This is a genomic window from Pseudomonas sp. Sample_23, from assembly GCF_004307595.1.
In the GTDB taxonomy this organism is placed as follows: Bacteria; Pseudomonadota; Gammaproteobacteria; order Pseudomonadales; family Pseudomonadaceae; genus Aquipseudomonas; species Aquipseudomonas atacamensis.
This window is the reverse complement of sequence record NZ_RCNX01000028.1, coordinates 1-25002: the sequence shown is the minus strand read 5'-3', so window position 1 is coordinate 25002 and position 25002 is coordinate 1. Positions and strand designations below refer to the sequence as shown.

29 protein-coding genes are annotated in these 25002 nt (G+C 60.5%); 11 read left to right on the top strand and 18 right to left on the bottom strand.

Translation table 11 applies throughout. The annotated features are described in order from the left end of the window. From dsbG to D8U82_RS05840, 4 genes are all read right to left on the bottom strand, one after another. Positions 1–764: thiol:disulfide interchange protein DsbG (gene dsbG / locus D8U82_RS05855; protein ID WP_130901830.1), on the bottom strand; the 764-nt coding region annotated here is incomplete at its 3' end. After that, complete coding sequence (locus D8U82_RS05850; protein WP_125917362.1) at positions 740–1621, bottom strand: TlpA disulfide reductase family protein; 882 nt, start codon at positions 1619–1621, stop codon at positions 740–742. The genes dsbG and D8U82_RS05850, both read right to left, overlap by 25 nt. After that, positions 1621–3354 (bottom strand): protein-disulfide reductase DsbD, encoded by a 1734-nt coding sequence (gene dsbD / locus D8U82_RS05845; RefSeq protein WP_130887931.1) that lies wholly within the window; start codon positions 3352–3354, stop codon positions 1621–1623. Before dsbD ends, D8U82_RS05850 begins: the two co-directional genes overlap by 1 nt. A 97-nt stretch (positions 3355–3451) precedes the next feature. Further along, a complete protein-coding gene (locus D8U82_RS05840) occupies positions 3452–4144 on the bottom strand; it encodes a hypothetical protein (RefSeq protein WP_122611544.1) in 693 nt (230 codons plus the stop codon). A gap of 253 nt (positions 4145–4397) precedes the next feature. On the opposite strand from D8U82_RS05840, the gene D8U82_RS05835 reads away from it, so the two are divergent. From D8U82_RS05835 to D8U82_RS05810, 5 genes are all read left to right on the top strand, one after another. Next, positions 4398–5078, top strand: a complete 681-nt coding sequence (locus tag D8U82_RS05835; RefSeq protein WP_024013672.1) for a response regulator — start codon at positions 4398–4400, stop codon at positions 5076–5078. Next, positions 5078–6400 (top strand): ATP-binding protein, encoded by a 1323-nt coding sequence (locus tag D8U82_RS05830; RefSeq protein ID WP_038860405.1) that lies wholly within the window; start codon positions 5078–5080, stop codon positions 6398–6400. Before D8U82_RS05835 ends, D8U82_RS05830 begins: the two co-directional genes overlap by 1 nt. A 215-nt stretch (positions 6401–6615) precedes the next feature. Next, positions 6616–7137, top strand: a complete 522-nt coding sequence (locus D8U82_RS05820; protein WP_123443498.1) for a GNAT family N-acetyltransferase — start codon at positions 6616–6618, stop codon at positions 7135–7137. A gap of 106 nt (positions 7138–7243) precedes the next feature. Then, positions 7244–8656 (top strand): aspartate aminotransferase family protein, encoded by a 1413-nt coding sequence (locus tag D8U82_RS05815; protein WP_130901829.1) that lies wholly within the window; start codon positions 7244–7246, stop codon positions 8654–8656. Between the two features lie 82 nt (positions 8657–8738). Further along, on the top strand, positions 8739–8963 hold the full coding sequence (locus D8U82_RS05810; RefSeq protein ID WP_016770808.1) for an MbtH family protein: 225 nt from the start codon (positions 8739–8741) through the stop codon (positions 8961–8963). 175 nt (positions 8964–9138) lie between these two features. On the opposite strand, the gene D8U82_RS05805 is transcribed toward D8U82_RS05810, so the two are convergent. The 10 genes from D8U82_RS05805 to soxR form a co-directional block, all read right to left on the bottom strand. Beyond that, positions 9139–10044: a zinc ABC transporter substrate-binding protein gene (locus tag D8U82_RS05805; RefSeq protein WP_130901828.1), complete on the bottom strand. Its 906-nt coding sequence runs from the start codon at positions 10042–10044 to the stop codon at positions 9139–9141. Then, positions 10045–10944, bottom strand: a complete 900-nt coding sequence (locus D8U82_RS05800) for a metal ABC transporter permease (RefSeq protein ID WP_007917717.1) — start codon at positions 10942–10944, stop codon at positions 10045–10047. After that, on the bottom strand, positions 10944–11795 hold the full coding sequence (locus D8U82_RS05795; RefSeq protein ID WP_130901827.1) for a metal ABC transporter ATP-binding protein: 852 nt from the start codon (positions 11793–11795) through the stop codon (positions 10944–10946). Before D8U82_RS05795 ends, D8U82_RS05800 begins: the two co-directional genes overlap by 1 nt. Then, positions 11792–12721, bottom strand: a complete 930-nt coding sequence (locus D8U82_RS05790) for a metal ABC transporter substrate-binding protein (RefSeq protein ID WP_125926315.1) — start codon at positions 12719–12721, stop codon at positions 11792–11794. Before D8U82_RS05790 ends, D8U82_RS05795 begins: the two co-directional genes overlap by 4 nt. 35 nt (positions 12722–12756) lie before the next feature. Continuing rightward, complete coding sequence (locus D8U82_RS05785; protein ID WP_125926314.1) at positions 12757–13332, bottom strand: DUF6162 family protein; 576 nt, start codon at positions 13330–13332, stop codon at positions 12757–12759. After that, positions 13329–13667 carry a hypothetical protein gene (locus tag D8U82_RS05780; protein ID WP_122700099.1) on the bottom strand — a complete coding sequence of 113 codons (339 nt, stop codon included), beginning with the start codon at positions 13665–13667 and terminating at the stop codon, positions 13329–13331. Before D8U82_RS05780 ends, D8U82_RS05785 begins: the two co-directional genes overlap by 4 nt. Then, positions 13664–14206, bottom strand: a complete 543-nt coding sequence (locus D8U82_RS05775; RefSeq protein ID WP_125926313.1) for a thiamine pyrophosphate-binding protein — start codon at positions 14204–14206, stop codon at positions 13664–13666. Before D8U82_RS05775 ends, D8U82_RS05780 begins: the two co-directional genes overlap by 4 nt. Next, positions 14203–15402: a PepSY domain-containing protein gene (locus D8U82_RS05770; RefSeq protein ID WP_016770800.1), complete on the bottom strand. Its 1200-nt coding sequence runs from the start codon at positions 15400–15402 to the stop codon at positions 14203–14205. The genes D8U82_RS05775 and D8U82_RS05770 overlap by 4 nt, the downstream gene beginning before the upstream one ends. A gap of 214 nt (positions 15403–15616) precedes the next feature. Further along, a complete protein-coding gene (locus D8U82_RS05765; protein ID WP_016770799.1) occupies positions 15617–16075 on the bottom strand; it encodes a VOC family protein in 459 nt (152 codons plus the stop codon). A 111-nt stretch (positions 16076–16186) separates the two neighbouring features. Next, positions 16187–16639, bottom strand: a complete 453-nt coding sequence (gene soxR / locus D8U82_RS05760; protein WP_130901826.1) for a redox-sensitive transcriptional activator SoxR — start codon at positions 16637–16639, stop codon at positions 16187–16189. A gap of 93 nt (positions 16640–16732) precedes the next feature. On the opposite strand from soxR, the gene D8U82_RS05755 reads away from it, so the two are divergent. The 5 genes from D8U82_RS05755 to D8U82_RS05735 all read left to right on the top strand — a co-directional run bounded on the left by D8U82_RS05755 (position 16733) and on the right by D8U82_RS05735 (position 21431). Beyond that, a complete protein-coding gene (locus D8U82_RS05755; RefSeq protein ID WP_016770724.1) occupies positions 16733–17095 on the top strand; it encodes an antibiotic biosynthesis monooxygenase in 363 nt (120 codons plus the stop codon). 101 nt (positions 17096–17196) lie between these two features. After that, positions 17197–17466 (top strand): hypothetical protein, encoded by a 270-nt coding sequence (locus D8U82_RS05750; RefSeq protein WP_016770723.1) that lies wholly within the window; start codon positions 17197–17199, stop codon positions 17464–17466. A 101-nt stretch (positions 17467–17567) separates the two neighbouring features. Beyond that, positions 17568–18182, top strand: a complete 615-nt coding sequence (locus D8U82_RS05745) for a LysE family translocator (RefSeq protein ID WP_024013660.1) — start codon at positions 17568–17570, stop codon at positions 18180–18182. A gap of 205 nt (positions 18183–18387) precedes the next feature. Next, complete coding sequence (locus D8U82_RS05740) at positions 18388–19554, top strand: aminotransferase class V-fold PLP-dependent enzyme (protein WP_130901825.1); 1167 nt, start codon at positions 18388–18390, stop codon at positions 19552–19554. A 68-nt stretch (positions 19555–19622) separates the two neighbouring features. Continuing rightward, entirely contained in the window at positions 19623–21431 is a 1809-nt protein-coding gene (locus D8U82_RS05735) for an aminopeptidase P family protein (protein WP_130901824.1), read from the top strand. A 44-nt stretch (positions 21432–21475) separates the two neighbouring features. On the opposite strand, the gene D8U82_RS05730 is transcribed toward D8U82_RS05735, so the two are convergent. Together D8U82_RS05730 and D8U82_RS05725 are read right to left on the bottom strand one after the other, a co-directional pair. Further along, a complete protein-coding gene (locus D8U82_RS05730) occupies positions 21476–22072 on the bottom strand; it encodes a 2-hydroxychromene-2-carboxylate isomerase (RefSeq protein WP_038861067.1) in 597 nt (198 codons plus the stop codon). Positions 22073–22113: 41 nt separating this feature from the next. Then, on the bottom strand, positions 22114–22842 hold the full coding sequence (locus tag D8U82_RS05725; protein ID WP_130901823.1) for an SDR family oxidoreductase: 729 nt from the start codon (positions 22840–22842) through the stop codon (positions 22114–22116). Positions 22843–22933: 91 nt separating this feature from the next. On the opposite strand from D8U82_RS05725, the gene D8U82_RS05720 reads away from it, so the two are divergent. Next, positions 22934–23503, top strand: coding sequence for a TetR/AcrR family transcriptional regulator (locus tag D8U82_RS05720; protein ID WP_016770792.1), 570 nt, complete (start codon positions 22934–22936; stop codon positions 23501–23503). On the opposite strand, the gene D8U82_RS05715 is transcribed toward D8U82_RS05720, so the two are convergent. Beyond that, a complete protein-coding gene (locus D8U82_RS05715; RefSeq protein ID WP_016770791.1) occupies positions 23504–23785 on the bottom strand; it encodes a hypothetical protein in 282 nt (93 codons plus the stop codon). 169 nt (positions 23786–23954) lie between these two features. Beyond that, positions 23955–24842, bottom strand: a complete 888-nt coding sequence (gene rhtA / locus D8U82_RS05710) for a threonine/homoserine exporter RhtA (RefSeq protein ID WP_024013655.1) — start codon at positions 24840–24842, stop codon at positions 23955–23957. Positions 24843–25002 lie beyond the last annotated feature (160 nt).

Here is a 25002-nt window from a genome sequence, read left to right as displayed (position 1 = left end):
GGCCCGAGAATCTTCACCAACTTGTCCGGCGAAGGCGCGCCTTGCTGTTGTTGCAGTTCGCCTTTGTCATCCATGTAGAAAATCGCCGGGGTGGCCTGCAGTTCGAGGTCTTCCATCAACTGCATGTTGGCCGCGAGTTTGGTTTGCACGGCGACCGGGATGTCTTTCATGGCCTTTAGCGCGCTGCCCTTGCCGGCCTTTTCGTGATCTTCCAGGGCCTTGGCCGGGTCTTTCGCCGCCAGCAGCGCGGCTGATTTGCCCGGGCTGTCTTCGCGGATGATGCCGACCATGATGTGGCGCAACTGCACCTTGCCGGCCTTGACCCATGGCCGCGCCTGTTCCCAGAACATGTTGCAGTACGGGCAGTTCGGATCGCTGAACAGGTACACCGTGCGCGGTGCATCCTTGTTGCCGTCCTGAATCCAGTTGCTCGCCTCGAACTTGGCCCAGACTTCCTTGGACATCGGCGCGTAGACCAGTTTCTGCAACGGTTCGCTGCTCAGGTCCTTGCCGTCGGCGTCGTACAGATTACCCACCACGACATGCTTGCCGTCCGGGGTCAGGTACAGCGCCATGCCGCGATTCTGATATTGCGCGGCGTACCCGCGCAGGCCATCGGGGGCGTCGAACTGGCCGACGATTTTCGCGCCCTTGGCTTCGATCTTTTTGATCGCCGCAGGCAGTTCTTCAGCAGCCTGTACCGACGGCAAGTGCAGCAGGGCAGTGCCCAGGGTCAGCGTCAGCAGGTGGCGGAGGCGGGGCATGGCAGTTTCCTTGCAGAGTTGGCCGGGGCAACGGCCTGATTCGGGCTTGAAGGCGAAGTGTCGAAGGTTTCCAGGGCGCGGGCGAGGCTGGCGTTCGACAGTTCACCGAGGTGACTGGTCAGCAAGCGACCGTCCGGGCTATAGAACAGCGTAGTCGGTAACGCCATGGAACCCACGGCCTGACCGAGACGGCCGCGGGGGTCGAACAGCACGTTGTTCAGGCTCAGGCCCTGGGTTTCCAGGAACGTCGCCACGCTTTGCATGCTTTCGGCCTGATTGACGAACAGAAATGTCAGGTCAGGGCGCTGTTGCTGGGCATTCTCCAGCACCGGCATTTCTCGCCGGCACGGCGGGCACCAGGTCGCCCACAGGTTGATCACCAGCGGCCCGCCCTGATACTCACTGAGCTTGATGGTTTCGCCAGCGGCGTTGCGCAGGGATATATCCGGCAGCCGCGTACCCTGTTCGTAGATATTCAGCGACAGGCTGGCAAGCAGCCAGAACGCCACGCCACTGACCACGCCGAAGCCCAACGGTCGACGCAAAGCGGGCCGACGCCAGCCGCGATACAACGCCGCCAGCAACAGCACGATCACTCCGGGCCAGGCGAGGAAACCGCCGTCGCGCAGATCGATGATCTGCCACGGGTCATTGCGATAGTGCGACCAGTACAACGCGACAAACGCAATGCGCGCCGCGAGCATGCCCAGCAAGAACAGGCTGAACAGCGCCGACTCGGGGTTATCGCCGCCGCGCTTGGCCACCCGCCAGCCGACAAATGTCGCCAGCGCCAGAGCACTGATCAGCAGCAGGTGGTTGAGCGCGATGGCGAAGGTGCCGAGGGTGAACGTCAGCATCAGTTGGCATCTCGGGTGGCGGACCAGCGTTGCAGGAAGGTATCGGCATCGACCTCGCCGGTGATGCGCTGGCTGCGGCGTTCTTCGCCGTCAGCGCCGATCCAGATGAACGTCGGCGGCCCCGGCACTTTATAGCGACTGAGCAGCTCGCGGCTGGCAGCGTTGTCGGCGGTCACATCCAGGCGCAGCAGGCGCACATCGCTCAGGGCCTGCATGACCTTGGCTTCACCGAACACCTTCTTCTCCATGACCTTGCACGACACGCACCAGTCGGCGTAGTAATCGAGCAGTACCCACTGGCCTTGAGCCTTGGCTGCATCGAGTTCGCGTTGCAGGGCGGCAGGTTCCTTGATCGTGGTGAAGGCATCGTGACCCGTCGGCGCCGCGCTGGCGACAGGGCCGGCGCTGTAGACCTGCAATGGCTGATACGGATCATCACTGCCGCCCGCCGCACCGATCACCAACAAGCTGCCCCACAAACCGAGCAGCAAGGACAGGGCGCCAAACACCTGTGCGACGCGGCCAAAGCCTGCGGATTGTTTCCAGGCGCTGTAAGCGGCGATCAACAGCAGAGCGCCGCACAGCCCCAACCACAACGAAGGGTCCAGTACCGGGCGCAGCATCAACAATGCAGTGGCAAGAAAGAGGAAGCCGAATATGCCCTTGAGCAGATTCATCCACGCCCCGGGTTTTGGCAGGAAGCGGTTGCCCACGGTGACCAGCAGCAACAGCGGCACACCGATGCCGATGCCCAGTGCAAACAGAATCAGACCGCCGTGCAACGCGTTACCGCTCTGTGCGATGTACAGCAGCGCGCCGGCCAGTGGCGCGGTCATGCACGGCCCGACCAAGAGACCGGACAATGCGCCCAGCACACCGGCGCCGATCAGGCTGCCGCCGCTGCGGCTGCGCGACGCATGTTCAAGACGATCACGCAGGGCCACCGGCAGTTGCAGCTCGAAGAAGCCGAACATCGGCAATGCCAGCACCACGAAAATGGCGGCAAATGCGCCGAGCAACCAAGGATTCTGCAACCACGCCTGCAGGTTCGCACCGAGCAGCGCAGCAACCACGCCCATCGCCGCATACACCAGTGCCATGCAGATCACGTAGCTACTGGCCAAGGCAAACCCGCGCCGTGGTGTGGCGCCACTGCCGACGATCATCCCGGCGAGAATCGGCAGCATCGGCAGCGAACACGGGGTAAACGCCAACAGCAGGCCGAGTCCGAAGAACACCAGCAGACTCCAGCCCAGCGCCCGTTGTTGCAGACTGCTGGCCAAAGCCTGATCCGGGGCTTCAGCGCCTGTTGTTGCTGCGGCTTTGCCACCCAGATCAATCACCCGGGTTTGCGGTGGATAGCACAGACCGGCATCGGCGCAACCTTGATAGCTGACTTTGATCTGACCGCTGGCCGCCGCCGGGATTTTCACTTCCAGCCCTTGGCGGTACACCGGCTGCTCGCCGAAGAACTCATCGCTGTGGGATTCGCCTTCAGGCAACACCGGCTGCTGATCGGCGGCCAGTCCGTCGAATTTCAAACGTTTCTGATACAGGTAGTAGCCGTCAGTGATCTGCCAGAACAGCTGGGTTTCGCCCGAGTCCAGATGCTCGGAGGTGAGTACGAATGCCTTGTCGACGGGTAAAAAGTCCGGCTTGGACTCGAACGGATTGTTTCCGGCCTGAGCCAGACCGGAAACCAGTAGAGCAAACAGAAGAAAAAAATGACGCATGGAGGAGCCTTGTCCCTGTGCAAGTGGGGTGCAGGATGGGCGGCGGCGATTAACCGATAATTAACCCTATCCTACTAGGCTCGCCGGGATTGACCAATCAGCCACGTAGCAGGCCGGGCCAATTACCGTCATCAATGGTTCTGGGGCCGGCAACGAGTCGGTCGGACTGAATGTTGTAAGTGAGGTACTGATTGTTGGTCAGGAAGATATACCAGTAACTGTCTGCAAATGTCCGGTCATTCTGCGCCGCGGTGATTATCCGGTCCTTGTAAGGTTTCAGCGCGCCCAGCTGATATTCGCCGAAACGGTTGTACTTGACGGTCTTGGCCTTGTAGTCGAAAGACAAGTAGTGGCCGTCATCGAGGATGAATCGAAACAGGAAAGGGTGGCCGGTCAGTTGAAACCAGGTGCCGGCGATGATCTTGTCAAAATATGGAAGAATCGGCTTCCATACCGAGTCGGCTACCTTGTAGAAGGCGGCAACTTTATCGCTGTCCTGATCGTATTTGCAGACCATCGGAGTTGTTCCGTCATAGAAGAAAAGCCAGGCAATATCCTCGTCACTTCCGGCGTTCCAGCCGAAGGAAGTGGTAGTCAAGCCAAAGCGCAGATCTTTGGTATACGGGGCGAAGTTGTCCCAGTTGCCTGCCGTGGCGGTTGGATAATTGGACGGGACACTATTGTCGCCAAGATCAAAGCGCGAATAGGTATCGGTGTCCTTGAAGAAAAAATAAATTCGATCAGGGCCGGAACGCCAGTCTATGGCAACAAAGTTATTCAAGTTGGTCATGTTTGAAAGTCCATTTAAGTGCGGGGTTGAAGCTGCCAGTTGAAGCTAGATGAAGTTGCGTTGGCGATAAAGGCTGGAATTGTTTCCGGATGGGTAACGGGATAATAAAGTTTGCATGGCAGGCTCGCGTCGGTTGCTGGGATGCGACAACCTGACCGTATTTTCGTGCAGCTTTGCGAAGTCGACGTGTGCCGCCATAATTGCCCCTTAATCCTTGCCTGCTTCACTCGCCTTTTTTATTTCCGGAGCCCCTATGCACGTACTGGTTTGCGAAGACGATGAGCTGATCGCCAGCGGCATCGTCGCCGGGCTCAAGGCACAGGGCCTGACCGTCGAGCACGTCAACACCGCGTCCAAGGCGCGGGCGATGCTCAAGGTCGCCGAATTCGACGTGATGGTTCTCGATCTCGGGTTGCCCGACGAAGATGGCCTAAGGTTGCTCCAGCAATTGCGGCAGAGCGGCCTGGAAATCCCGGTTCTCATCCTCACTGCCCGTGACTCGGTGACCGATCGTGTCGACGGTCTGCAGGCCGGCGCTGACGACTACCTGCTCAAGCCTTTCGATCTGCGCGAACTGTTCGCTCGCCTGCAAACCCTGTTGCGCCGAGTGGCCGGGCGCAGTGTCAATCTGATCGAGCATGGCGCGCTTACTTACGACCCGAGCAGCCGCGAAACCCGCCTCGCCGGGCAACCGGTGGACCTGTCACGGCGCGAGCAGTCGCTGTTGCAGGCATTGCTGCACAATCGCGGCCGGGTGCTGTCCACCGAGCAACTGAAGGACAGCGTCTACGGCTTCAACGACGAACTGGAAAGCAACGCACTGAACGTGCATATCCATCATCTGCGCAGCAAGCTTGGCAAAGGCATCGTCGAAACCGTGCGTGGTCTGGGCTATCGCCTCGGGCCTGCCGATGGCGGAGAGCAAGGCAAGTGATGAGTCTGCGCCTGCGCCTGAGTCTGACGCTCGGCGCTGCCTTCGCGTTGATCTGGGCGCTGGCGGCGGCGTGGATGCTCAGCGATCTGCGCAATCAGATGATGTTCTCCCTCGACCAGCGACTGGTCGCTTCGGCGCGCATGGTCGCCGGTTTGCTTGAGCAATTGCCGACGCTGCCGAGCAAGGGCGAGGGCACCCACTTCAGTGCTGAACAGCTGAACATTCCCGGCGGCATGGCCTGTCAGGTCAGCTCATTGCGCGGCGAGATTCTCGCGCGAAGCCACAACAACCCCGAGCAAGCGCTGGAAGCCGAGAAAATGGGCTTCCACGATCAAATGATCGACGGCGCACCGTGGCGCAGTTTCACCCTGGCCCGGGGCGATGTGCGCATCACTACGGCGGATCGGCAGATCGAACGCGAAGCCTTGAACATGTCGATTCTGCTCGCCGCTTCGGTGCCGGTCGGTGTGGCCTTGCTGGGTTGCCTGTGCCTGCTGTGGCTGGGCATCGGTCAGGGTCTTGCACCACTCAATCGTCTGCGCGAGGCGCTGATGCGGCGCAATGCCGATTCCCTTGAGCCATTGCAGTTGCAGGCGTTTCCCAGCGAATTGAAGCCGTTGCTGGAAACCCAGAATCAATTGTTCCAGCGCATCGGCAAGACCATCGAGCGTGAACGTCGCCTGACCGGTGACGCCGCGCATGAACTGCGCAGTCCGCTGACGGCGATCAAGACCCACCTGCAAGTCGCGCGCATGACCGATGGCAGTGCCCGCGATCAGTCGCTGGCCCGCGCCGAGGAGGGCGCCGATCGCTTGCACCGCACCCTTGAACAGTTGCTGTTGCTGGCGCGGGTCGAAGGCAGCCTGTCGTTCGATGACGGCTCGCAATGCAGCGCCGAGCAAGTGGCCCGACTGGCGATTCAGGACGCCACTGGCGGTGAACGGCTGCGGATCAAACTGCACGTGCCGGACGACCTGTCCGCCGCACCGCTGCAAATGCCTGCTGTGCTGGCGATTGCTGCACTGCGTAACCTGCTCGACAACGCCCTGCGCCATACGCCTGAAGATTGCGCGGTCGAGGTCCATCTGGAAAACATCGGCAATCGCGTGCGTTTTGTCGTGCGTGACCATGGCCCGGGCATTGCGCCGGATGATTTGCAGCATCTGACCCAACGCTTCTGGCGCAACGGGCAGAGCACCGGCTGCGGGCTGGGTCTGGCGATTGTCCAGGCGATTGTTCAGCGCTGTGACTGCGCCCTGCATTTCGACAGCCGCCCGGATGGCTTGCGGGTCGAACTGACCATGCCGTTGCAAACCCTCTGATCTCACCTCAGACCCCTGTGGGAGCGAGCCTGCTCACGAATGCGGTAACTCACTCAACATCGACGTTGACTGGTCCGACGCTTTCGCAAGCAGGCTCGCTCCCACAAAAAACCATGTTCTGGCACATCAAATGTAACTTCTCGGCGTTCGCTATCCGCCAGGGTTGGGGCTAAGGTCAACCCAGCTTTGACTCAATGGATTGAGGGAACTGCGCCATGGAAGCACCCGTCTGCGTACGTTCGGCCACCCTGGCCGACACCGGCATCATCAACCGTATAGTCGAGCGCTCGATCCGCATCGGATGTGCACTCGATCACCGCAACCATCCGCTTCTGGTCAACCACTGGCTCAACCGCTCCTCCGCCGACTTCATCAGTAGCCGGCTCGCCGACCCACATTTCTATCTCTGCGTCGCTTTGCTTGATGACAAACCGGTCGGTGTCGGCATGGCCCGGGTCAGTGGCGAAATCCTGCTGTGTTACGTCCAGCCGGAATCCTTCCGCCGAGGCGTCGGCCGGGCGCTGATGCAGAATGTCGAAGGCTGGTTGCGGGTTCGCGGTGTGCGCAATGCTCACCTCAACAGCACCCGCACCGCCGAGGGGTTCTATCGGCACCTGGGTTACCAACAGGCAGCGCCACCCGGTCTTTCCAACGGCTTGCAAACCGTGCCGCTGCGCAAACCTTTGTCCTCACCGGCCGGACAACTCGATCAAGGGTGTAAATCCGAACCGCGCTGAAGCGTTTCCAGAACAGGAAAACCTGCAAGTGCGCCCCGCGACCGGAACGCGCACCTGTCGGTGTGCTGTTCTGGTCACTATCCATAGCGAATTGAGGGGTCGAGAGATGTCAGTCGCCACCAGTCTTATCGAAGCGTCGTCGGCCCGGGTCGCCTCGGCGCCGGCGGAAACGTTGTTCGAATTCAACGAATCACCGTTGTTGGCGCGGCAGAGCCGGCAGGAGTCCAACGCGCGCAGTTACCCTCGGCGTATTCCCTTGGCGCTCAAGCGTGCCAAGGGCTTGTATGTCGAGGATGTTGAAGGACGTACATTCATCGACTGCCTGGCTGGAGCCGGCACGCTGGCGCTGGGGCATAACCACCCGGTGGTGATCGAGGCGATCCAGCAAGTGCTGGCCGATGAGTTGCCGCTGCACACCCTCGACCTGACTACGCCGGTCAAGGATCAATTCGTCCAGGACCTGTTCGGGCTGCTGCCGACAGAGCTGGCGGCGCAAGCGAAGATCCAGTTCTGCGGCCCGACCGGCACCGACGCCGTGGAAGCAGCGCTGAAACTGGTGCGCACCGCAACCGGGCGCAGCACCGTGCTGTCATTTTCCGGCGGTTATCACGGCATGAGTCAGGGGGCGTTGAGCCTGACGGGCAGCCTGGGGCCGAAAAAACCACTGGGTGCCTTGCTCAGCAACGGCGTGCAGTTCATGCCCTTTCCCTACGACTACCGCTGCCCGTTCGGTCTCGGCGGCGCAGCGGGCGTCAACGCCAATCTGAGTTATCTGGAAAGCCTGCTCAACGATCCCGAGGCCGGGGTGCAATTGCCGGCGGCGGTCATTGTCGAGGCGGTGCAGGGCGAGGGCGGCGTGATACCGGCGGACATCGAGTGGTTGCGCGGCTTGCGCCGGATTACCGAGAAGGCCGGTGTGGCGTTGATCGTTGATGAGATCCAGAGCGGTTTCGCCCGTACCGGCAAGATGTTTGCCTTTGAACACGCGGATATCGTTCCGGATGTGGTTGTACTGTCCAAAGCCATCGGTGGCAGCCTGCCGTTGGCGGTGGTGGTGTACCGCGACTGGCTCGACACTTGGCAACCGGGCGCCCATGCCGGCACGTTCCGCGGCAATCAGATGGCCATGGCCGCCGGTTCAGCGGTGATGCGCTATCTGGTGGAGCACAAGGTTTGCGAGCACGCAGCCGCCATGGGTGATCGACTCAGCGAGCATCTGCACATCCTGCAACGCGACTTCCCGCAGCTGGGCGATATTCGTGGGCGTGGCCTGATGCTCGGCGTTGAACTGGTCGACCCGAACGGCGCGCTCGATGCGCTCGGTCATCCGCCAGCGTTTGCGCGTCTGGCGCCGCTGGTCCAGCGTGAATGCCTCAAGCGTGGCCTGATTCTGGAGCTGGGCGGTCGCCATGGCGCAGTGGTGCGCTTCCTGCCGCCGCTGGTGATCACTGCCGCGGAAATCGATCGGGTGGCCGAGATCTTCGGCCGCGCATTGGCCGCTGCCACCACCGCGCTGTAAATTTTTCCGCGCGGCGAACGTTCTTTCTACATACCCGGCTGCATTCTTTGTGCAGCCGACCTTACAACGATGGAGAACCAGCATGACGTCAGTATTCGACCGCGAGGACATCCTCTTTCAGGTCGTGGTCAACCACGAAGAGCAATACTCGATCTGGCCCGATTACAAAGCTGTGCCGCAAGGCTGGCGCACCGTGGGCAAGAGCGGCCTGAAAAAGGAATGCCTGGCCTATATCGAAGAAGTCTGGACCGACATGCGCCCATTGAGCCTGCGCCAGAAGATGGATGCACAAGTCGCGGCGCAATAAGCGACCGGGCATAAAAAACCCGCTGGACCAGTGATGGTCAGCGGGTTTTTTCATGTCTGGAGAGTGACGTTGTGGGTGCGGGCCTCTTCGCGGCAGGCTCGCTCCCACAGTTGAAATGCGATTCTCTGTGGGAGCGAGCCTGCTCGCGAAGAACGATAACGCGGATTTACTGGAACTACGCTCCGCTCAACCCCTTGAGCAACAAATCCACATTCCCCTCCAGCTCCGCCAGCGGATCCGCCGCATCGGTACTCAACACCACCAGGCGGCTGCCGGATTCGGCAATCGCTGCTTTCACCGGCTCCGCGGGCTGGCGATGGTGCAGCACCACCGCCACGTCATTGTCCTTGAGCGTCGCTGTCAGCTTCTTCAACTCCTCTGGGGTCCAATCGGCATCGGGACGCGCATCCTGTCCGGCCAGTTCAAGGTTGAGGCTGCCAATCAGATAGCCGAAGTGATCGCTCAGGCTCATCACGCTCAGGTTGTCCGCTTCGGCCAGACGCGCTTCGGTGTCCGCGCTGAGTTTCAGCAAACGCTGTTTCAATGCCGCCAGGTTGGCTTCGATTGCAGGCTTGGCGCTCGGTGCCAGGCGCACCAGGTCTGCGGCCATCACATCGGCCATGCGCCCCATGTTGTTGCTCGCCAGCCATGGCTGACTGTTCAGGCCATCAACCTGCAGGCCCGGCTGCACGGCGATGCCGGGCAGGGCACCGTCGACCGGGCGCGCAGCGTCGACTTCGACGATACGGATATTGCTGCGCCGCGCGATCGGGTACAGCGGATCATCGGCCCACAGCGAACGCAGACCGATTACCGCGTCCGCGTCGGTGGCCAGTTTGCTCAGCGCCGGAGCGCCACGACCGGTGAAATACGCGGTCTGGCGGCTGCCGGGCAGGTTGGCCGGCGCCGCACGTTCGAGGTTGACGTTCGTGCCCTTGAGCAATGCTTCGCCCAATCCATAGGTGATCGGTAACGAGGCCAGAACGCGCACCGGTTTCGCAGTTTCAGCCGCCATCAACGGAGTGCAGACCACGCCACACAGGGCCATGGCCAGAGTCAGGTTACGCAATGAAAAAGCCATTTATCCAAGGTTCCCTTTCAGGCTGGGGACGACGCCGCGCGCAATGGCGGCGAGGGCGAAAGCGATGCCGGCGACCAGAATGATCGCAGCGCCGGACGGGATCGGCAGGTCGAACACGATTGGCGCAAGAATCCCGCACAGGGTGCTGACGGTAGCGATCAGCACCGAGCACCAGAAAAACCCTTTCAGCGACTGACTGAGCAAGCGCGCCGCTGCCGCAGGAATCACCAGCAAGGCACCGACCAGAATCGCGCCAATCACCTTCACTGCCGCGACGGTGATCAAGGTCACCAGGATCACGAACAGGTAATCCAGGGTCTTCACCGCTACGCCACGCACCGCCGCCAGTTGCGGATTGAAACTGGCGAGCATGATGCGGTTGTACAGCGGCAGGGCGAGGGCCATGACCAGCGAACCGACGATGGCCAGCACCGCCAGATCATTGCCGTTGACGGTCAATACCGAACCGAACAGCACGTTTTCCAGAATGTGCACGTTGATCTTGCCGGCGAGAATCAGCAGCAGGCTCGCGCCCAGTGCCAGTGACACCGAGAGAAACACGCCGATCAGCGTATCCGGTGCCAGTCCGGTGCGGTTGCGCAGGTAATTGAGCAGGATGCCGAACAGCAAGCAGTAACCGAACAGGCTGCCGTACGGGCCGGTGTAGGGTTCGCCGAGCAGGATGCCGATGGCGACACCGGTCAACGCGGCATGGCCGACTGCTTCGGAAAAGAACGCGAAGCGCTTGACCACCACCAGCGTGCCGAGCCCGCCCAGCACCGGGCCGATCAGCAGGCCGGCGAGCAGGGCGTTGACGACAAAGCCGTAGGCCAGCGCCTCGGGCAGATAACCGGAAGATGCCCAACCCTGGACCATCAAACGAAAGGCTTCGTAGCTCATCAGACCGCGCTCCGTGGATGGGTGGAAAACAGCGTCAGCAGACGTTCCGGAGTCAGCGCCTGTTGCGGTGTGGCATCGAACAGCACGCGGCGGTTGAGACCGGTAACCCGATCGGCCAGCCGACCTACCGCTTCCAGGTCATGTTCGATCCACAACACCGTGATGCCCGCCGCGCGCCAGTCAGTCAGCAGGCGTTCGAACACCTGGATCCCGGCCTCATCGAGGGCCGACATCGGCTCGTCGAGCACCAGCAGTTGCGGCGCCGGAATCAAACCCTGCGCGAGCAGCACCCGCTGCCGCTCGCCGCCGGACAGCGCGCCCATGCGCCGCTTGCGCTTGTCCTGCATGCCGACGCGCTCCAGTGCCTCGCCGATGGCGCCGGCGTAGTGTTTGCTCAAACCGAGAAAGGCCGGACGGCGTTGACACATGGCGGCCATGAAATCGTCGACGGTCATCGGCAAGCCGCGATCGAACTCCAGCGCCTGCGGGACGTAACCAATGGTGCCGGGCTCGCCGGGCCAGTGCAGGCTGAGCTGGCCCTGATGCGGCATCTGCCCGAGCAGGGTCTTGATCAGCGAACTCTTGCCACCGCCGTTGGGGCCGACCAGCGCATGCACGCTGCCGGGCTGCACCTGAAAGCTGACCTTGTCGAGAATCGTCGTGCGCCCCAAGGTCAGGCTGATATCCGCAAACTCCAGCGCCGGCCCATTTTTCCCCTGCGAGAGCGAGCCTGCTCGCGGATGCGGTGTGTCATTCAGCGAAGATGTTGCCTGATCCGGCGCATTCGCGAGCAGGCTCGCTCCCACCGGGTTATCGGTGTTGTCAGGGATCAGGGTTTCTTTCGACGTCATGCCCCCGACTCCTGAATCGCCCGAACCACGGTGTTGAGGTTGCCGGTCATTTCCTTTTCGTACTTGTCGGCGGTGTATTCGCCGTAGGAAATGTGCGACAGCGGGTACAGCTTCACCCCGGATTCGCGCTGGATGGTGTCGACGTAGCTGGAGGGGAAATCCATCTCGGAGAAGATCACTTTCACGTCGAGTTCGCGTAATTGATCGATGGTTTTTTTCAGCTGGCTCGGGCTTGGCTCGATGCCGTGGGCCGGCTCGACCACGGCCGTCACTTCCAGACCGAATTCACGCAAAAGATAGTCGTAAGCCGCATGCACTGTGGCCACGCGCAGCTCGGCGTTGGGTGCCTGGGTCAGTTTGGCCAACGCGTCGGCGCGCATCTGCCGCAGGCGTTTGCCGTAAGCGCGGGCGTTTTGCGTGTAGGTCTTGGCATTGTCCGGATCGATCTTGCCCAGCTCGCGGGCGATGTTGTTGACCTGGGCGATGGAGGCGCTGATCGACAGGAACGTGTGCGGATTGACCACTTTGCCAGCGCCGCGCGCAGCGACACCGGTGGCCGCCAGCAATGGCACGTTCTCGTTGGCTTCGATGGTTTTGACGTTGGGTGTTTCGCTGGCGGCGATCATCCGGTCGGCGAAGTCATCATGACCGACGCCGTTGAGTACGATCACGTCCAGTCCGCTGATGCGCTTGATGTCTTCGGCGCGCGGTTCGTAGGCGTGCGGATTGAAGCCCGCAGGAATCAGCGGCACCACCTCGGCCTTGTCGCCAACGATGTTGGCGACGTAGCTGTAATACGGATGCAGAGTGATGCCGATACGCAGGCGTTTGCCTTGCTCGGCGCTGGCCAACGGGCTCAGCAGGCAGGCGCACAGGCCAAGCAGAAACAGGCGTAACAATGGACGGCGAGGAAATGAAATGGACATGGGCAAGCAGTCTTCTCTCGGATAAAGGCGAGGAATCAATGGCGATGTTCGCGGGTAACCCCGGCATCGAATTGCGCGACGATCTGTTTCCAGCCAGCGGCGGACAGCGCGGCGTCAGACAGATCTTCAGCAGGCGCGGAATCGGCGCTGCGGTTCAGCCAGATGTCCGGCGCCGCGTTGGCGTCAGTGCCGACACGCATCAGAAATGAACCGGCGACATCAGGCGTTGCACTGCGTCCGAAATAGGCGCGATCGGCGAACATCTGCCATGCGTGACCGCCACGGCTGACCGAACTGGCGTCCTGCGCGAACGGCGCAAAGCCTTCGTCGGCGAGCATTTGTGGCGTCGGCAGGGCTTTTTGCTCTTCGCGCAGCAAGCGGATTTCGTCGAGGGTCACGCGCAGGTCGGCATAAATGCCTTGCTCGGCGGCGCTGAGATCGCGGCGGGCGTCGTACTGGTTGCTGGCGACCGGCTCCGGTTCATGGGAAACCCCGCGCCACGCCACCACCGAGCCGGCGATCGCGAGGATCAGCAGGCACAACAGCAGCACGTTGAGGGTTTCATGACCGGCGCCGGCCGGGCGTACCACTTGCGTTGTCGGGCTACTCATGGGGCTTCGATATCCGCCTGGTCGATTTCCACCACGTGGCCGGGGCCGGCGTCGAACAGCACATAGAACTCACTGCCGGGTTTCTTGAACGTCAGCGTCGAGTCATCACCCAATTTGCCCGGCACCAGAATGGTTTCGTCGTAGCCGATCACGTCGAGGGTCACCCCCGGCGCACCGCTGCCGTCGGAGAAACCGCCGGTGCATTTGATCTGTTCGGCATCGATGGCTTTGCATTCGCACATCGGGTTGTGCGCCAGGGTGCTGGCGCTGAAACCGGCGCTCAGCAGCAGCGCGGCGCTGGCGAGCAAACGGGTCTGAAGGGGTGAGCGAGTCATGGTTTGGCTCCTTGTTTGTTCAGCCACGCAACCGTGGCGGGGGAGGCTTGGCTCAGGGGAATCGCGGCTTGGTGCATGCTGCCGTCCCAGCCTTCCATGGTGATCCACAGCTCGGCGTCAGGTTTGGTCTTTGCCGGGATCGGCATTTGCGTGCCCATGCGATAAGGCGTACCGAAGAAGATCGTGCCAGCGGCGCGCAGACTGCGCGGCTTGCCGATGCGCAGGTAAGTAGCCTTGACCTGTTCGACGCAGGTATCACAAACGGCGGCAGTGAAATCCTTCATATAGCCGGCCGGACCGCTCAGGTGCGGTGCCTCGTCGCGCAGTTCGGCCAGACGCAGGCTCCACGGGCCGACCTCAACGGTGCCTATTTCCCGTTGGCCCAGGCCACTGTCGCCGCGAAACAGCGAGGCATCGGCAAAGTATTTCGGCATGAAGCCCAGCGGGATCAGCAACAGCAGGACATTGATGTGGAAACGCCACTTGTGCCAGAAACGCGACAGGCGCGAGGGCGGTGTGACCGAGATGGCTTTGTTCACAGGCTCGCCTCCGAAGGTTCACGGCGCAGCGCCGGTTGGGCTGTGACGCGGTTTTTTTTGTCCTCGCGTTTCAGCGCATTGGCGGTGGCCAACGCGGTGCGCTTGGTCCAGATCAACAGGCCGCTGAGGATCATCATGCTCAGCAACAGACCGAAGAAGAACCAGATCAGTTTGATCCAGATGCCGCCGAAGTCGCCGGTGTGCAGCGGGCGCATGGATTCGGTGACGAATTCCAGCGAGGACCGATCGGACAGCAACCGTGAGGAGGCCATTTCGCCGTTGTACGGGTTGAGAGTCGCGGTCTGATACATCAGCGGATACCAGCCACGGCCGCTGACGCTCATGTGCGAGTAGGCATTGCCCGGCAGGTTGACGTAGCTGGCTTCCAGGCCCGGAATCTTCTGCTGGGCGATTTCGATGGCGCGGTCCAGGCTGATACGCGGCGGCGGGGTGCCGGCGGCCGAAATCGGCACACTTTCGCGGGACATCGCCGGAATGATCGGTTCGCTGGAAATGGAAATCTGGTTATCGAACAGGATCGCCTTGATCAGGAACCAGATGCCGGTGATGGAAATCACCGCAATGAACCAGATTGACCAGATGCCGCACAGGCGATGAAAGTCGCCCCAGAAAATCCGCGCGCCGTGGCGCACGCGCAGGGTCGGGCGCAGAAAACCTTTCCAGAAGCGCTTGTACACCACCAGCCCGGTAATCAGCGACACCAGCATCGGCACGCCGAGCAGCGACACCAGATACCAGCCCCAGCTGTAGCCATTGGTGAACGGCACCAGCCACCAGCCATGCAGGGCGCGGGTGAACGCTTTGAAATCAAAGGCCGGCGCGGTGCCCTGGATGACGCCGGTGTACGGATTGACATAGACCGTCAACGAGCGCCCGTCGGGGTAGCTGACTTCGACATCGAGGGCAAAGTGCGACTCGTCCGGACGATTGATGCTCTGCACCAGGGTTTGCGGCTCGGCCTGTTTGATCGCGGCGAGAATCTGGTCGTAGCTAAGTCGCGGCGCATCGTCCGACGGTTGACTGGCGCGCATTTGCGGGTTGGCCAGCCAGACAATCTCCTGGCTGACCACCGCCAGCGTGCCGGTGACACAGACGATCAGCACAAAGAACCAGATCGGCAACGCCAGCCAGCTATGCACCAGGAACCACAGTTTGGAACGGGATTTCTTCGACATGATTGCGCGTCTTGATTGCGGTGGAAGGGGCCGGGCTACGGGCTTCGCAGCACGGAACTCCCCGGGAGGCCGTTCGTGGCTTTTGCCTACGCGAACGGCCTGCATTCCTATAAGACGGATGAGCGAAGAAAATCCCGAAAGCGGATATGAAAGTAAATGTTTCGCAATTACATCGGCAGTGCCTTTTTGCCGGTCGATCCCAAGCAAAAAGCCCTCAGCCTTGGCTGAACATCTCCATCGCACGCTGGCGAATCTGCTCTTCGCTCAGATCCTCTTTGTGCGTGGCGAGAAACCACAGATGGCCGAACGGATCTCTCAGCGTGCCGCTGCGATCACCGTAAAACTGGTCTTTGACCTCGGAGACGCTTTGCGCCCCTGCATCCAGCGCCTGTTGAAAGGCTTGGTCGACATCGGTGACATACAGGTGCAAGCCGATCGACACCGCCTGCTGTGGATTGCTCAACGGCCCTTGGTCGCAAGGCGTGCCGAGCATGATCGCGCTGTCGCCGATGCGCAGCTCGGCGTGGCCGATGTTGCCGTCGGGCATGGTCAGGCGCATGACTTCGCTGGCATTGAAGGCTTTCTTGTAGAAATCGATGGCCTCGGCAGCCTGTTGGATGCCGAGATACGGGGTAATGCTGTGATACCCCTCGGGAATGGGTTTGACGCTCATGACGTTCTCCCTGTTTTTGTTTTCAACAGATGTGGTTACACCGGATTTACCCGGAGCAATCACTATAGAACCGTCCTTGCTGCGCAAATTGTTCGCCGACGAGCAGCGTCATCACTCATCGCGAAAGTGCGGGCCTGGGCCTCGGTCACCGAGCATGTCGCCTTTATTGCGTAACGGACACGCTTCCATGGACAGACAGCCGCAGCCGATGCACCCGGTGAGCTGATCGCGCATCAACGTAAGTTGCCTGATCCGTTCATCGAGCTCGCGCTGCCATTTTTCAGATAGCGTTTTCCAGTCCGCCGCCGACGGCGCGCGATCCTGCGGCAGGATCTTCAGCGCTTCGCCGATTTCCGCCAGCGGTATCCCCAGCCGTTGCGCGACTTTGATCAACGCCACCCGGCGCAGGACGGCGCGCGGATAGCGGCGCTGGTTGCCGGCATTGCGCTCACTCTTGATCAAACCTTTGGCTTCATAAAAATGCAGCGCCGTGACCGCGACGCCACTGCGCGCCGCAACCTCGCCCACGGTGAGAGGCTTGTGCACCTGGTGTTTGCTGATCATGCTGAAAATGCTCTTGACCTTTACTTAACTAGAGGTTTTACCCTGCAGCTCTTCGGGTCGCAAGGCTCGCTTCAAGATGAGTGGGGGCTTTCCATGAGCAATCGCAGCTTTACCCAATTGATCGAATTCGAAATCGAACCCCGCCAGCAAGCAGCGCTGGTCTCGGCACTGGCGACGCAGACCGAGGGGCTGGCCCAGCGTTACGACGGGTTTCTCAGCGCCAGCGTGCAGGCCAGCGACGACGGCCGCCGCGTGCTGAGCTTTTTGCAATGGCAGAGCCGCGAAGCGGGGGAGGCGGCGTTTCGCAGTTTCGAAAGCGGCGAGGAGGATTTCTGGCAATTGATCCGCACCCATCGGGCAAAAACCGTGACCTTCAATTCGTTCCAGGTTCACAGCAGCATTGCCCGCAGTCACGACGATGCGCTGCATTGTCGTCTGCCGGTCAGCCAGTATTAGCGCAAAGCTGATAGCCACTATTGAGAGCGTTGATTTCTGCGCGAGCGAGCCGGGGCGTAGCCTTTCTCCATCGACCCCACATAGCTCGCCAGGACGCTCCCATGAACCGTTTACTGACTGTTTCGCTGATGCTCGCTGTTTCCGTACTCGCCGGTTGTGCCGGCCATGTTTCGCCCGAGCTGCGCCCTTACACCGCTGAAGAATCCCGCGAACTGGCGCTGGAAGCGCTGAACCGCAGCGGCTTGTCATTCGACGAATACCACGCGAAAAAAGCCCAATTGCTCGGCCAGCCGCAGAAGACTTTCGGCTTCGACCAACAGGGTGAGATGAGCGCCGAACGTGCCATACAGCTGCACGGTCGTCCGAGCTGAAGGCAAACTGTACTGCTTGAGGTTTTCCCTAACTGTCCGTGGGTTTGCCGGGCCGTGTGGGATAGGGTCAACAGCTGAATGACCCTGGATGGACTGCCTCGATGAACCTCTCGCTTGATCTGCTGTTGGGCTTTGCCCTGTTTGCCCTTGTCACCTCGATCACACCGGGGCCGAACAACACCATGTTGCTGGCGTCCGGAGTGAATTTCGGTTTCAACCGCACCATTCCGCACATGCTCGGCATCAGCTGCGGCTTCTTTTTATTGGTGGTAGCGGTGGGCTTCGGCCTTGGCGCGGTGTTTCAGGCCTATCCGATTCTGTATACGGTGCTGCGATATGTCGGCGCGGCGTATTTGTTGTATCTGGCGTGGAAGATCGCCCACTCCGGCCCGGTCGGCGACAGTGCCCACGGCGAGGCGAAACCGATCAGCTATCTGGGCGCCGCAGCGTTCCAGTGGGTCAATCCCAAGGCGTGGATCATGGCCATCGGTGCCATCAGCACGTACACGCCGATGCAGGGTTATTTCTATAACGTCGTGATCATCGCGGCGGTGTTCGCCATCATCAATCTGCCCAGTGTCGGCCTGTGGGCGGCGTGCGGCACGCTGTTGCGCAATGTGCTGAAAGATCCGCGCTGGTTGCGCGTGTTCAATTGGGGCATGGCGGCGCTGTTGGTGATCTCGCTGTATCCGTTACTTCTCGAAAGCTTTCACTGACGCATTGCTTCAATCGCCGGCCCGTTGCCTGTTAAGCTCGGTTTCAGGAGCGTTCCTACGCACTTTTAAATGAAGCCCTACTTCTTTAACGGCATCCGATCAGGTATTGATGACGCTCTCGAACCCATGCACAGCTCACGAGGCTGTGCATTGTCGTTTGCAGACACGAGCCTCCTGATCCCGGAACACGCTCTGCGAGTCCTTTATGAACACACGTCCGTTGTATTTCGATTACGCCGCCACCACCCCGGTGGACGAGCGGGTCATCCAGGTGATGATCGAATGTCTGGGTTTTCACGGTAACTTCGGTAACCCGGCGTCCAGCTCCCACGCTTTCGGCCAGCAGGCCCGGCAGACGGTCGAGCAGGCACGTCGGCAAGTCGCCGATCTGGTCGGCGCGCAGCCTGAGCAGATCGTCTGGACCTCTGGTGCCACCGAATCCAACAATCTCGCTCTCAAAGGCGTCGCTCAGGCCCGTGGCGTTTGCGGCGGGCACATCATTACCAGTCAGATCGAACACAAGGCCATTCTCGACACCGCGCGGCAATTGCAGGACTCGGGCATTGCCGTGACTTACCTGGTGCCGGACGCCCAAGGCTTGATCACGCCGCAAGCGGTCAGCGAAGCGATGCGTGACGACACGTTTCTGGTCTCGCTGATGCTGGTCAACAACGAGTTGGGCACGGTCAACGATGTCGAGGCGATTGGCGAAGTGGTGCGCAGTCGGCAGGCGTTGTTTCATGTTGATGCGGCGCAAGGCGCGGGCAAAGTCGCGATCGATCTGAGCCGCTGGCCGGTGGATCTGATGTCCTTTTCCGCGCACAAACTCTACGGCCCCAAGGGCATCGGCGCCTTGTATGTCGGCCCGCAGGCGCAGCAACGCTTGCAGGCACAGATCCACGGCGGCGGTCATGAAGGTGGCCTGCGCTCCGGAACCCTGGCGACTCATCAGATTGCCGGGATGGGCGCTGCTTTCGCTTTGGCCGCCGACGCATTCGATGAAGAGAAAAAGTCCATCATCGCTTTGCGCGAACGCTTGCTCGAACAGCTTTTGAAGTTGCCCGGCGTGCGCCTCAATGGCAGTGCCTCGCAACGCATTCCGCACACCCTGAGCCTGACCTTCAGCGAGGGCGAGTTCAACAGCGCCGCATTGAGCCATTCGATCGCGTTTTCCGCGACGTCGGCGTGTAATTCCGCAAGTAATGCGCCGTCCCACGTGCTGCTCGCGCTCGGGCACGATGCGCGGCTTGCGGGGCGCACCATTCGCTTGAGCCTCGGGCGGTTTACCACCGTTGAGGATGTCGACAAGGCCGTTGACCTGATCACAACCGCCTGCGCCAGTGCCCCGGCATTCTGGGCGACAGGGCTTTAAACAGCAGACGCTTTCCATGGCCGCGAAGGCTACGAACAATAACGATGACGCGATTAGCAGGAGACATGATGAGTTCCCACACCTTGACCGAAGGATCGGTGCCTCAGCGCCTGGCGCATACCCGTGAACTGATGCGCCGCGAAGGCATCCATGCGCTGCTGGTGCCGTCCGCCGACCCGCATCTTTCGGAATACCTGCCGGGTTACTGGCAGGGCCGGCAATGGCTGTCGGGTTTCCACGGTTCGGTCGGTACGCTGATCGTCACTGCGGATTTCGCCGGTGTGTGGGCCGACAGTCGTTACTGGGAACAGGCGACGAAAGAGCTCAACGGCAGCGGCATCGAACTGGTCAAGCTGCAACCGGGGCAACCGAGCCCGCTGGACTGGCTGGCGGAGCAAACCCCCGAGGGCGGCGTGGTTGCGGTGGATGGCGCGGTAATGGCGGTGGCTTCGGCGCGCACGCTGAGCAGCAAACTTGAAGTACGCGGCGCTCGCCTGCGCACCGATATCGACCTGTTGCAGGAAGTCTGGCGTGATCGCCCGAGCCTGCCGAACGCGCCGATCTATCAGCATCTGCCGCCGCAAGCGACCGTCAGCCGTGGCGAGAAACTCGCGAAATTGCGCGAAACCTTGCAAGAGCGTGGCGCCGATTGGCACTTCATCGCCACCCTGGATGACATCGCCTGGCTGTTCAACCTGCGTGGTGGTGATGTCTCGTTCAATCCGGTGTTTGTTTCGTTCGCCTTGATCAATCAGCAACAGGCCACGCTGTTTGTGGCGCTGAGCAAGGTCGATGCCGATCTGCGCGCGGTACTGGAGCAGGATGGCGTGACGCTGCGTGACTACAGCGAAGTGGCCGATGCGTTGCGTGCTGTGCCGAGCGGCGCGAGCCTGCTGGTCGATCCGGCGCGAGTGACCACGGGGTTGCTGGATAACCTGGACAGTGGCGTGAAACTGGTCGAGGGTCTCAACCCGACTACGTTGGCCAAATCGCAGAAAAGCGAAGCCGACGCTCAACACATCCGTAAAGCCATGGAGCAGGATGGCGCGGCGTTGTGCGAATTCTTTGCCTGGCTGGAATCGGCATGGGGGCGCGAGCGCATCACCGAACTGACCATCGACGAGAAGCTTACCGCTGCCCGTGAGCGGCGTCCCGATTACGTTTCGCTGAGCTTCAACACCATTGCCGCGTTCAACGCCAATGGTGCGATGCCGCACTATCACGCTACCGAAGAGGAGCATGCGCTGATCGAGGGTGATGGTCTGTTGCTCATCGATTCCGGTGGTCAATACCTCGGCGGTACCACAGACATCACGCGCATGGTCCCGGTGGGTACGCCGACCCAGGAGCAGAAACAGGATTGCACGCGCGTGTTGAAAGGCGTGATTGCGCTGTCGCGGGCACGATTCCCGAAAGGCATTCTGTCGCCGCTGCTCGACGCCATCGCTCGTGCGCCGATCTGGGCTGACAACGTCGACTACGGTCACGGCACCGGTCACGGCGTGGGCTATTTCCTCAACGTTCACGAAGGTCCGCAAGTGATCGCTTATCAAGCGGCACCGGCACCGCAGACGGCGATGCATCCGGGGATGATTACCTCGATCGAACCCGGCACTTATCGCCCGGGCCGCTGGGGCGTGCGCATCGAGAACCTGGCGATGAACCGCGAGGCCGGCAGCAGCGAATTCGGCGACTTCCTCAAGTTCGAAACCCTGACGCTGTGCCCGATCGATACCCGCTGCCTGATTGCTGACCTGCTGACCCACGAAGAAAAGCAGTGGCTGAACGACTACCACTGCGAAGTGCGTGAGCGACTGAGTCCATTGCTGGATGGCGCGGCGTTGAGCTGGTTGAACGAGCGCACTGTGGCCATTTGATCGATTTACCCAAGGCGCCGCTCGCGGTGCCTTGGGTCTCGGCTTCAATCCTGGCGCAATGCCTCTTCTACGAAGTCGAGTCGATCCTGACCGAAGAACAACTGATCGCCAATGAACATGCTTGGGGCACCGAAAACGCCGCGCTTGATCGCGGCTTCGGTGTTTTCCTTGAGTGCGGCTTTTACTGATTCATCGTTGGTCAGCGCCATTATCTCTTGGGGGTCGAAGCCGTTTTCAGTCAGCACGGCGGCAACGGTTTGCGGATCGTTGAGGTTACGGCCTTCTACCCAAAGCGCCTTGAACAGGCAATCGACGAACTCGGCGAAACGCTGCGGCTGGCGCATCTGCATGCCAGTGACGGCACGCATCAATATCAGCGTGTTGATTGGAAAGTGCGGATTGAATCTGAGCTGGACGCCATAGCGTTTGGCGAAGCGATCGAGATCCTGAAACATGTAGCGACCCTTGGCCGGAATCATTGCTGGCGAAGCATTGCCGGTGGCTTTGAACACGCCGCCCAACAGCATCGGGATATAGATCAGTTCGCTCTGGGTATCGGCGCAGATTTTCGCTAGCTGGGTGTGCGCCAGATAGGTGGTGGGGCTGCCGAGGTCGAAATAGAATTCCACGGTTTTCGTCATGATCAAATCGCTCTCTTATTGTTGTAATGAGGGGGGAGGGCTTACCAGCGTTCGTTCCATGGGCGCAGGTCCAGCTCGAAGGTCCAGGCATCCCGTGGCTGACTGTGCAGATACCAATAGTTTTCAGCGATGTGCCCTGGATCGAGAATGCCGTCCTGATCCTTGGTCGCGTATTTCTCGGGAAAGCTGTTGCGGATGAAGTCGGTATCGATCGCACCATCAACTACGACGTGGGCGACATGGATGTTCATCGGCCCCAACTCTCTCGCCATGCTTTGCGCCAGTGCGCGGATGCCGTGTTTGGCTCCGGCGAAAGCGGCAAATCCAGAAGCACCGCGCAGCCCGGCCGTGGCACCAGTGAACAGAATCGTGCCGCGCTGCCGAGTGACCATGCGCTTGGCCACTTCACGGGCATTGAGAAAACCGGAGAAGCAGGCCATCTCCCAGATCTTGAAATATTTGCGCGCGGTTTCTTCGAGAATGCTGCAAGGCACGTTGGCGCCGATGTTGAAGACAAAGGCCTCAATCGGGCCGACGCGGGTTTCGATGTCTTCGATCAAGGCGATGACGTCTTCTTCCTTGCGCGCATCGCAGGCAAAACCATGGGCCTCACCGCCATCAGCGATGATTGCGTCAACCAGAGGCTGCAATTTGTCGGCGCTGCGCCGGGTCACACAGGCTATAAATCCCTCACTGGCAAAGCGCTTGGCAATGGCCCCGCCGGTGGCATCACCGGCCCCGACAACCAACACGACCTTCTTGTTATTCATGGGTGAATCCCTTTGGGTTAACGATCGTTTAGTTAACGAACGTTATGCTAGGATTCGGGCAGCGTCAAGGCGATCTACTTCAGGAGATGACATGCGTTATTCGGCCGGACACAAATCGGAAACCCGCGAACGATTGCTGCAAAGCAGCGCGCTGTCGGCAAAGAAATCGGGGTTTTCCACGGTGGGCGTGGATGGCCTGATGAAAGCCATCGGTTTGAGTGGCGCCGCGTTCTACAGCCACTTTTCATCCAAGGATGCGTTGTTCGCTGCCATCGTCGAGCGAGAGTTGAGTGAAAGTCTTGAGCGCCTTGGTGGCCAGGGCGGTGCAGATCGGCAGCGGCTGGAGCGTTGTCTGAAGCAGTACCTGAGCATGGCCCATGTCGAGCAACCCGAGGCCGGTTGCGCGCTGCCGACATTGGGCGCGGAGATTGCCCGTGCCGATGTACAGGTGCGTGAGCAGGCTGAAGAATGGATCTGCCGCCTTCAGCAGGGCTGGGCCGAGATACTGGAAAGCGAGAGTCTGGCCTGGTCGGTGCTGTCACAATGCGTGGGTGCATTGGTGGTCGCGCGGATGCTGGCAACACCGGACGTGCAGCGTACGGTGTTGCGCTCGAGTCACGAGGAAATTACGCGTCAGCTCGCTTTGCCACGAGCCGAGTAGTTATTTGCAGATGACGATCATGCTGCGGCTGGTATAACCGGCGGGGTTCAGGCCGAACGGATAATCGCCAGGTTCTTCTACGGTGTCCCCGGATTTGGCGATCACCTTGTAACCCTTGGGCGCGCAGGAATTAGCGGCGCTGGTATAGCACTTGTCCCATGAGGATGAAAGTCCGGAACAGTTGATGTGCAGCCCCTTCTTGCCTCGTTTGACCTGGGTTTCCGAGGTCGCTGCGCAACTCGCGATCGCCAGCAGGGCGATCAATAGCAAAATTCGTTTCATTACCATCCTTAATAGCGGCCGCGAGTCTGGTGCTCGGGTCTGCCTGTATTCGCTCGCGTTTGCAGCGTTGTGCCGTCCTTTGCGAAAAAATCCATGCCTGGCGATGGGTTACGAAGCTAAACATGGCCTAAATGAGCGCCAATTACCAGACCCCACTTTCTATAACGCTTCAGTCGGCCGCGACAGCAGGCTTTGCTCCGCTGCCCATGGTCATGGTTGCGCCCACTGACGCCAGAATAATGCACAGGATGGCCAGCCATTGTGACAATGAAAGGTATTCCTGGAGAAAAAGCAGACCTGACAATGCTCCGAAGGCCGGTTCGATACTCATGAGCGTGCCGAAGGTGCGCGCGGGCATACGCGTCAGGGCGACCATCTCCAGGGTATAGGGCAGGGCGGTGGACAGAATGGCGACGCCGATAGCGATCGGAATCAGCGATGGTGTAAGCAGCGCAGCGCCGGCATGAACAATGCCGATCGGCGCCACGAACAGCGCGGCGATCATCACGCCGAGGGCTGCCGTCGTCACCCCGTTGTCGGCGCCGGCCTTTTGCCCGAACAGAATGTACAGCGCCCAGCACACTCCGGCGCCCAGCGCATAACCCGCTCCGACCAGATCAATGCCGGCAGTGGTTGCCCCGGTAGGTATCAATAGAAGCAAGCCGGCCGCAGCAAGCGCAATCCATACAAAATCGATGGCGCGGCGAGAGGCATATATAGCTACAGCCAGAGGGCCGGTGAATTCCAGCGCAACGGCGATGCCCAGCGGCACTGTGCGCAGCGACATATAAAAGAGGAAGTTCATTCCACCCAATGCCATTCCGTAGACGATGACGGTACGAAGAGACTTGGAGGTCAGCTTTGCACGCCATGGGCGCAGTATCAGCAGCATGATCACGCTGGCAAAGATCAAGCGAAGAGTGGTTGTTCCTTGTGCGCCGATAATGGGGAACATGCTTTTGGCCAGAGAAGCGCCCGACTGGATGGACGCCATGGCTATCATGAGCAGGCAAACCGGAAACAATGTGGAAGCAAGGGAGCGAGGTTGATCATTCATTGCGCGGCAGCATCCAAGGCAAAAACACAGTATTGTTGTGGTAGTGGGCAATATACTGCGCATTGGATGAGGGCGCGTCTATATATAGAAAGCGTTTTTGCTGATTTGAAAGAAAAGCGAAATTAACGGTTGACGGCAGATTCCAGAGGTCTATAATTCG

Excerpts from the sequence above, each read along its gene's own strand:
- D8U82_RS05850 (WP_125917362.1), bottom strand. The coding sequence starts at position 1,621 with ATGCTGACGTTCACCCTCGGCACCTTCGCCATCGCGCTCAACCACCTG.
- dsbD (WP_130887931.1), bottom strand. The coding sequence starts at position 3,354 with ATGCGTCATTTTTTTCTTCTGTTTGCTCTACTGGTTTCCGGTCTGGCT.
- D8U82_RS05840 (WP_122611544.1), bottom strand. The coding sequence starts at position 4,144 with ATGACCAACTTGAATAACTTTGTTGCCATAGACTGGCGTTCCGGCCCT.
- D8U82_RS05835 (WP_024013672.1), top strand. The coding sequence starts at position 4,398 with ATGCACGTACTGGTTTGCGAAGACGATGAGCTGATCGCCAGCGGCATC.
- D8U82_RS05830 (WP_038860405.1), top strand. The coding sequence starts at position 5,078 with ATGAGTCTGCGCCTGCGCCTGAGTCTGACGCTCGGCGCTGCCTTCGCG.
- D8U82_RS05820 (WP_123443498.1), top strand. The coding sequence starts at position 6,616 with ATGGAAGCACCCGTCTGCGTACGTTCGGCCACCCTGGCCGACACCGGC.
- D8U82_RS05815 (WP_130901829.1), top strand. The coding sequence starts at position 7,244 with ATGTCAGTCGCCACCAGTCTTATCGAAGCGTCGTCGGCCCGGGTCGCC.
- D8U82_RS05810 (WP_016770808.1), top strand. The coding sequence starts at position 8,739 with ATGACGTCAGTATTCGACCGCGAGGACATCCTCTTTCAGGTCGTGGTC.
- D8U82_RS05805 (WP_130901828.1), bottom strand. The coding sequence starts at position 10,044 with ATGGCTTTTTCATTGCGTAACCTGACTCTGGCCATGGCCCTGTGTGGC.
- D8U82_RS05800 (WP_007917717.1), bottom strand. The coding sequence starts at position 10,944 with ATGAGCTACGAAGCCTTTCGTTTGATGGTCCAGGGTTGGGCATCTTCC.
- D8U82_RS05795 (WP_130901827.1), bottom strand. The coding sequence starts at position 11,795 with ATGACGTCGAAAGAAACCCTGATCCCTGACAACACCGATAACCCGGTG.
- D8U82_RS05790 (WP_125926315.1), bottom strand. The coding sequence starts at position 12,721 with ATGTCCATTTCATTTCCTCGCCGTCCATTGTTACGCCTGTTTCTGCTT.
- D8U82_RS05785 (WP_125926314.1), bottom strand. The coding sequence starts at position 13,332 with ATGAGTAGCCCGACAACGCAAGTGGTACGCCCGGCCGGCGCCGGTCAT.
- D8U82_RS05780 (WP_122700099.1), bottom strand. The coding sequence starts at position 13,667 with ATGACTCGCTCACCCCTTCAGACCCGTTTGCTCGCCAGCGCCGCGCTG.
- D8U82_RS05770 (WP_016770800.1), bottom strand. The coding sequence starts at position 15,402 with ATGTCGAAGAAATCCCGTTCCAAACTGTGGTTCCTGGTGCATAGCTGG.
- D8U82_RS05765 (WP_016770799.1), bottom strand. The coding sequence starts at position 16,075 with ATGAGCGTCAAACCCATTCCCGAGGGGTATCACAGCATTACCCCGTAT.
- soxR (WP_130901826.1), bottom strand. The coding sequence starts at position 16,639 with ATGATCAGCAAACACCAGGTGCACAAGCCTCTCACCGTGGGCGAGGTT.
- D8U82_RS05755 (WP_016770724.1), top strand. The coding sequence starts at position 16,733 with ATGAGCAATCGCAGCTTTACCCAATTGATCGAATTCGAAATCGAACCC.
- D8U82_RS05750 (WP_016770723.1), top strand. The coding sequence starts at position 17,197 with ATGAACCGTTTACTGACTGTTTCGCTGATGCTCGCTGTTTCCGTACTC.
- D8U82_RS05745 (WP_024013660.1), top strand. The coding sequence starts at position 17,568 with ATGAACCTCTCGCTTGATCTGCTGTTGGGCTTTGCCCTGTTTGCCCTT.
- D8U82_RS05740 (WP_130901825.1), top strand. The coding sequence starts at position 18,388 with ATGAACACACGTCCGTTGTATTTCGATTACGCCGCCACCACCCCGGTG.
- D8U82_RS05735 (WP_130901824.1), top strand. The coding sequence starts at position 19,623 with ATGAGTTCCCACACCTTGACCGAAGGATCGGTGCCTCAGCGCCTGGCG.
- D8U82_RS05730 (WP_038861067.1), bottom strand. The coding sequence starts at position 22,072 with ATGACGAAAACCGTGGAATTCTATTTCGACCTCGGCAGCCCCACCACC.
- D8U82_RS05725 (WP_130901823.1), bottom strand. The coding sequence starts at position 22,842 with ATGAATAACAAGAAGGTCGTGTTGGTTGTCGGGGCCGGTGATGCCACC.
- D8U82_RS05720 (WP_016770792.1), top strand. The coding sequence starts at position 22,934 with ATGCGTTATTCGGCCGGACACAAATCGGAAACCCGCGAACGATTGCTG.
- D8U82_RS05715 (WP_016770791.1), bottom strand. The coding sequence starts at position 23,785 with ATGAAACGAATTTTGCTATTGATCGCCCTGCTGGCGATCGCGAGTTGC.
- rhtA (WP_024013655.1), bottom strand. The coding sequence starts at position 24,842 with ATGAATGATCAACCTCGCTCCCTTGCTTCCACATTGTTTCCGGTTTGC.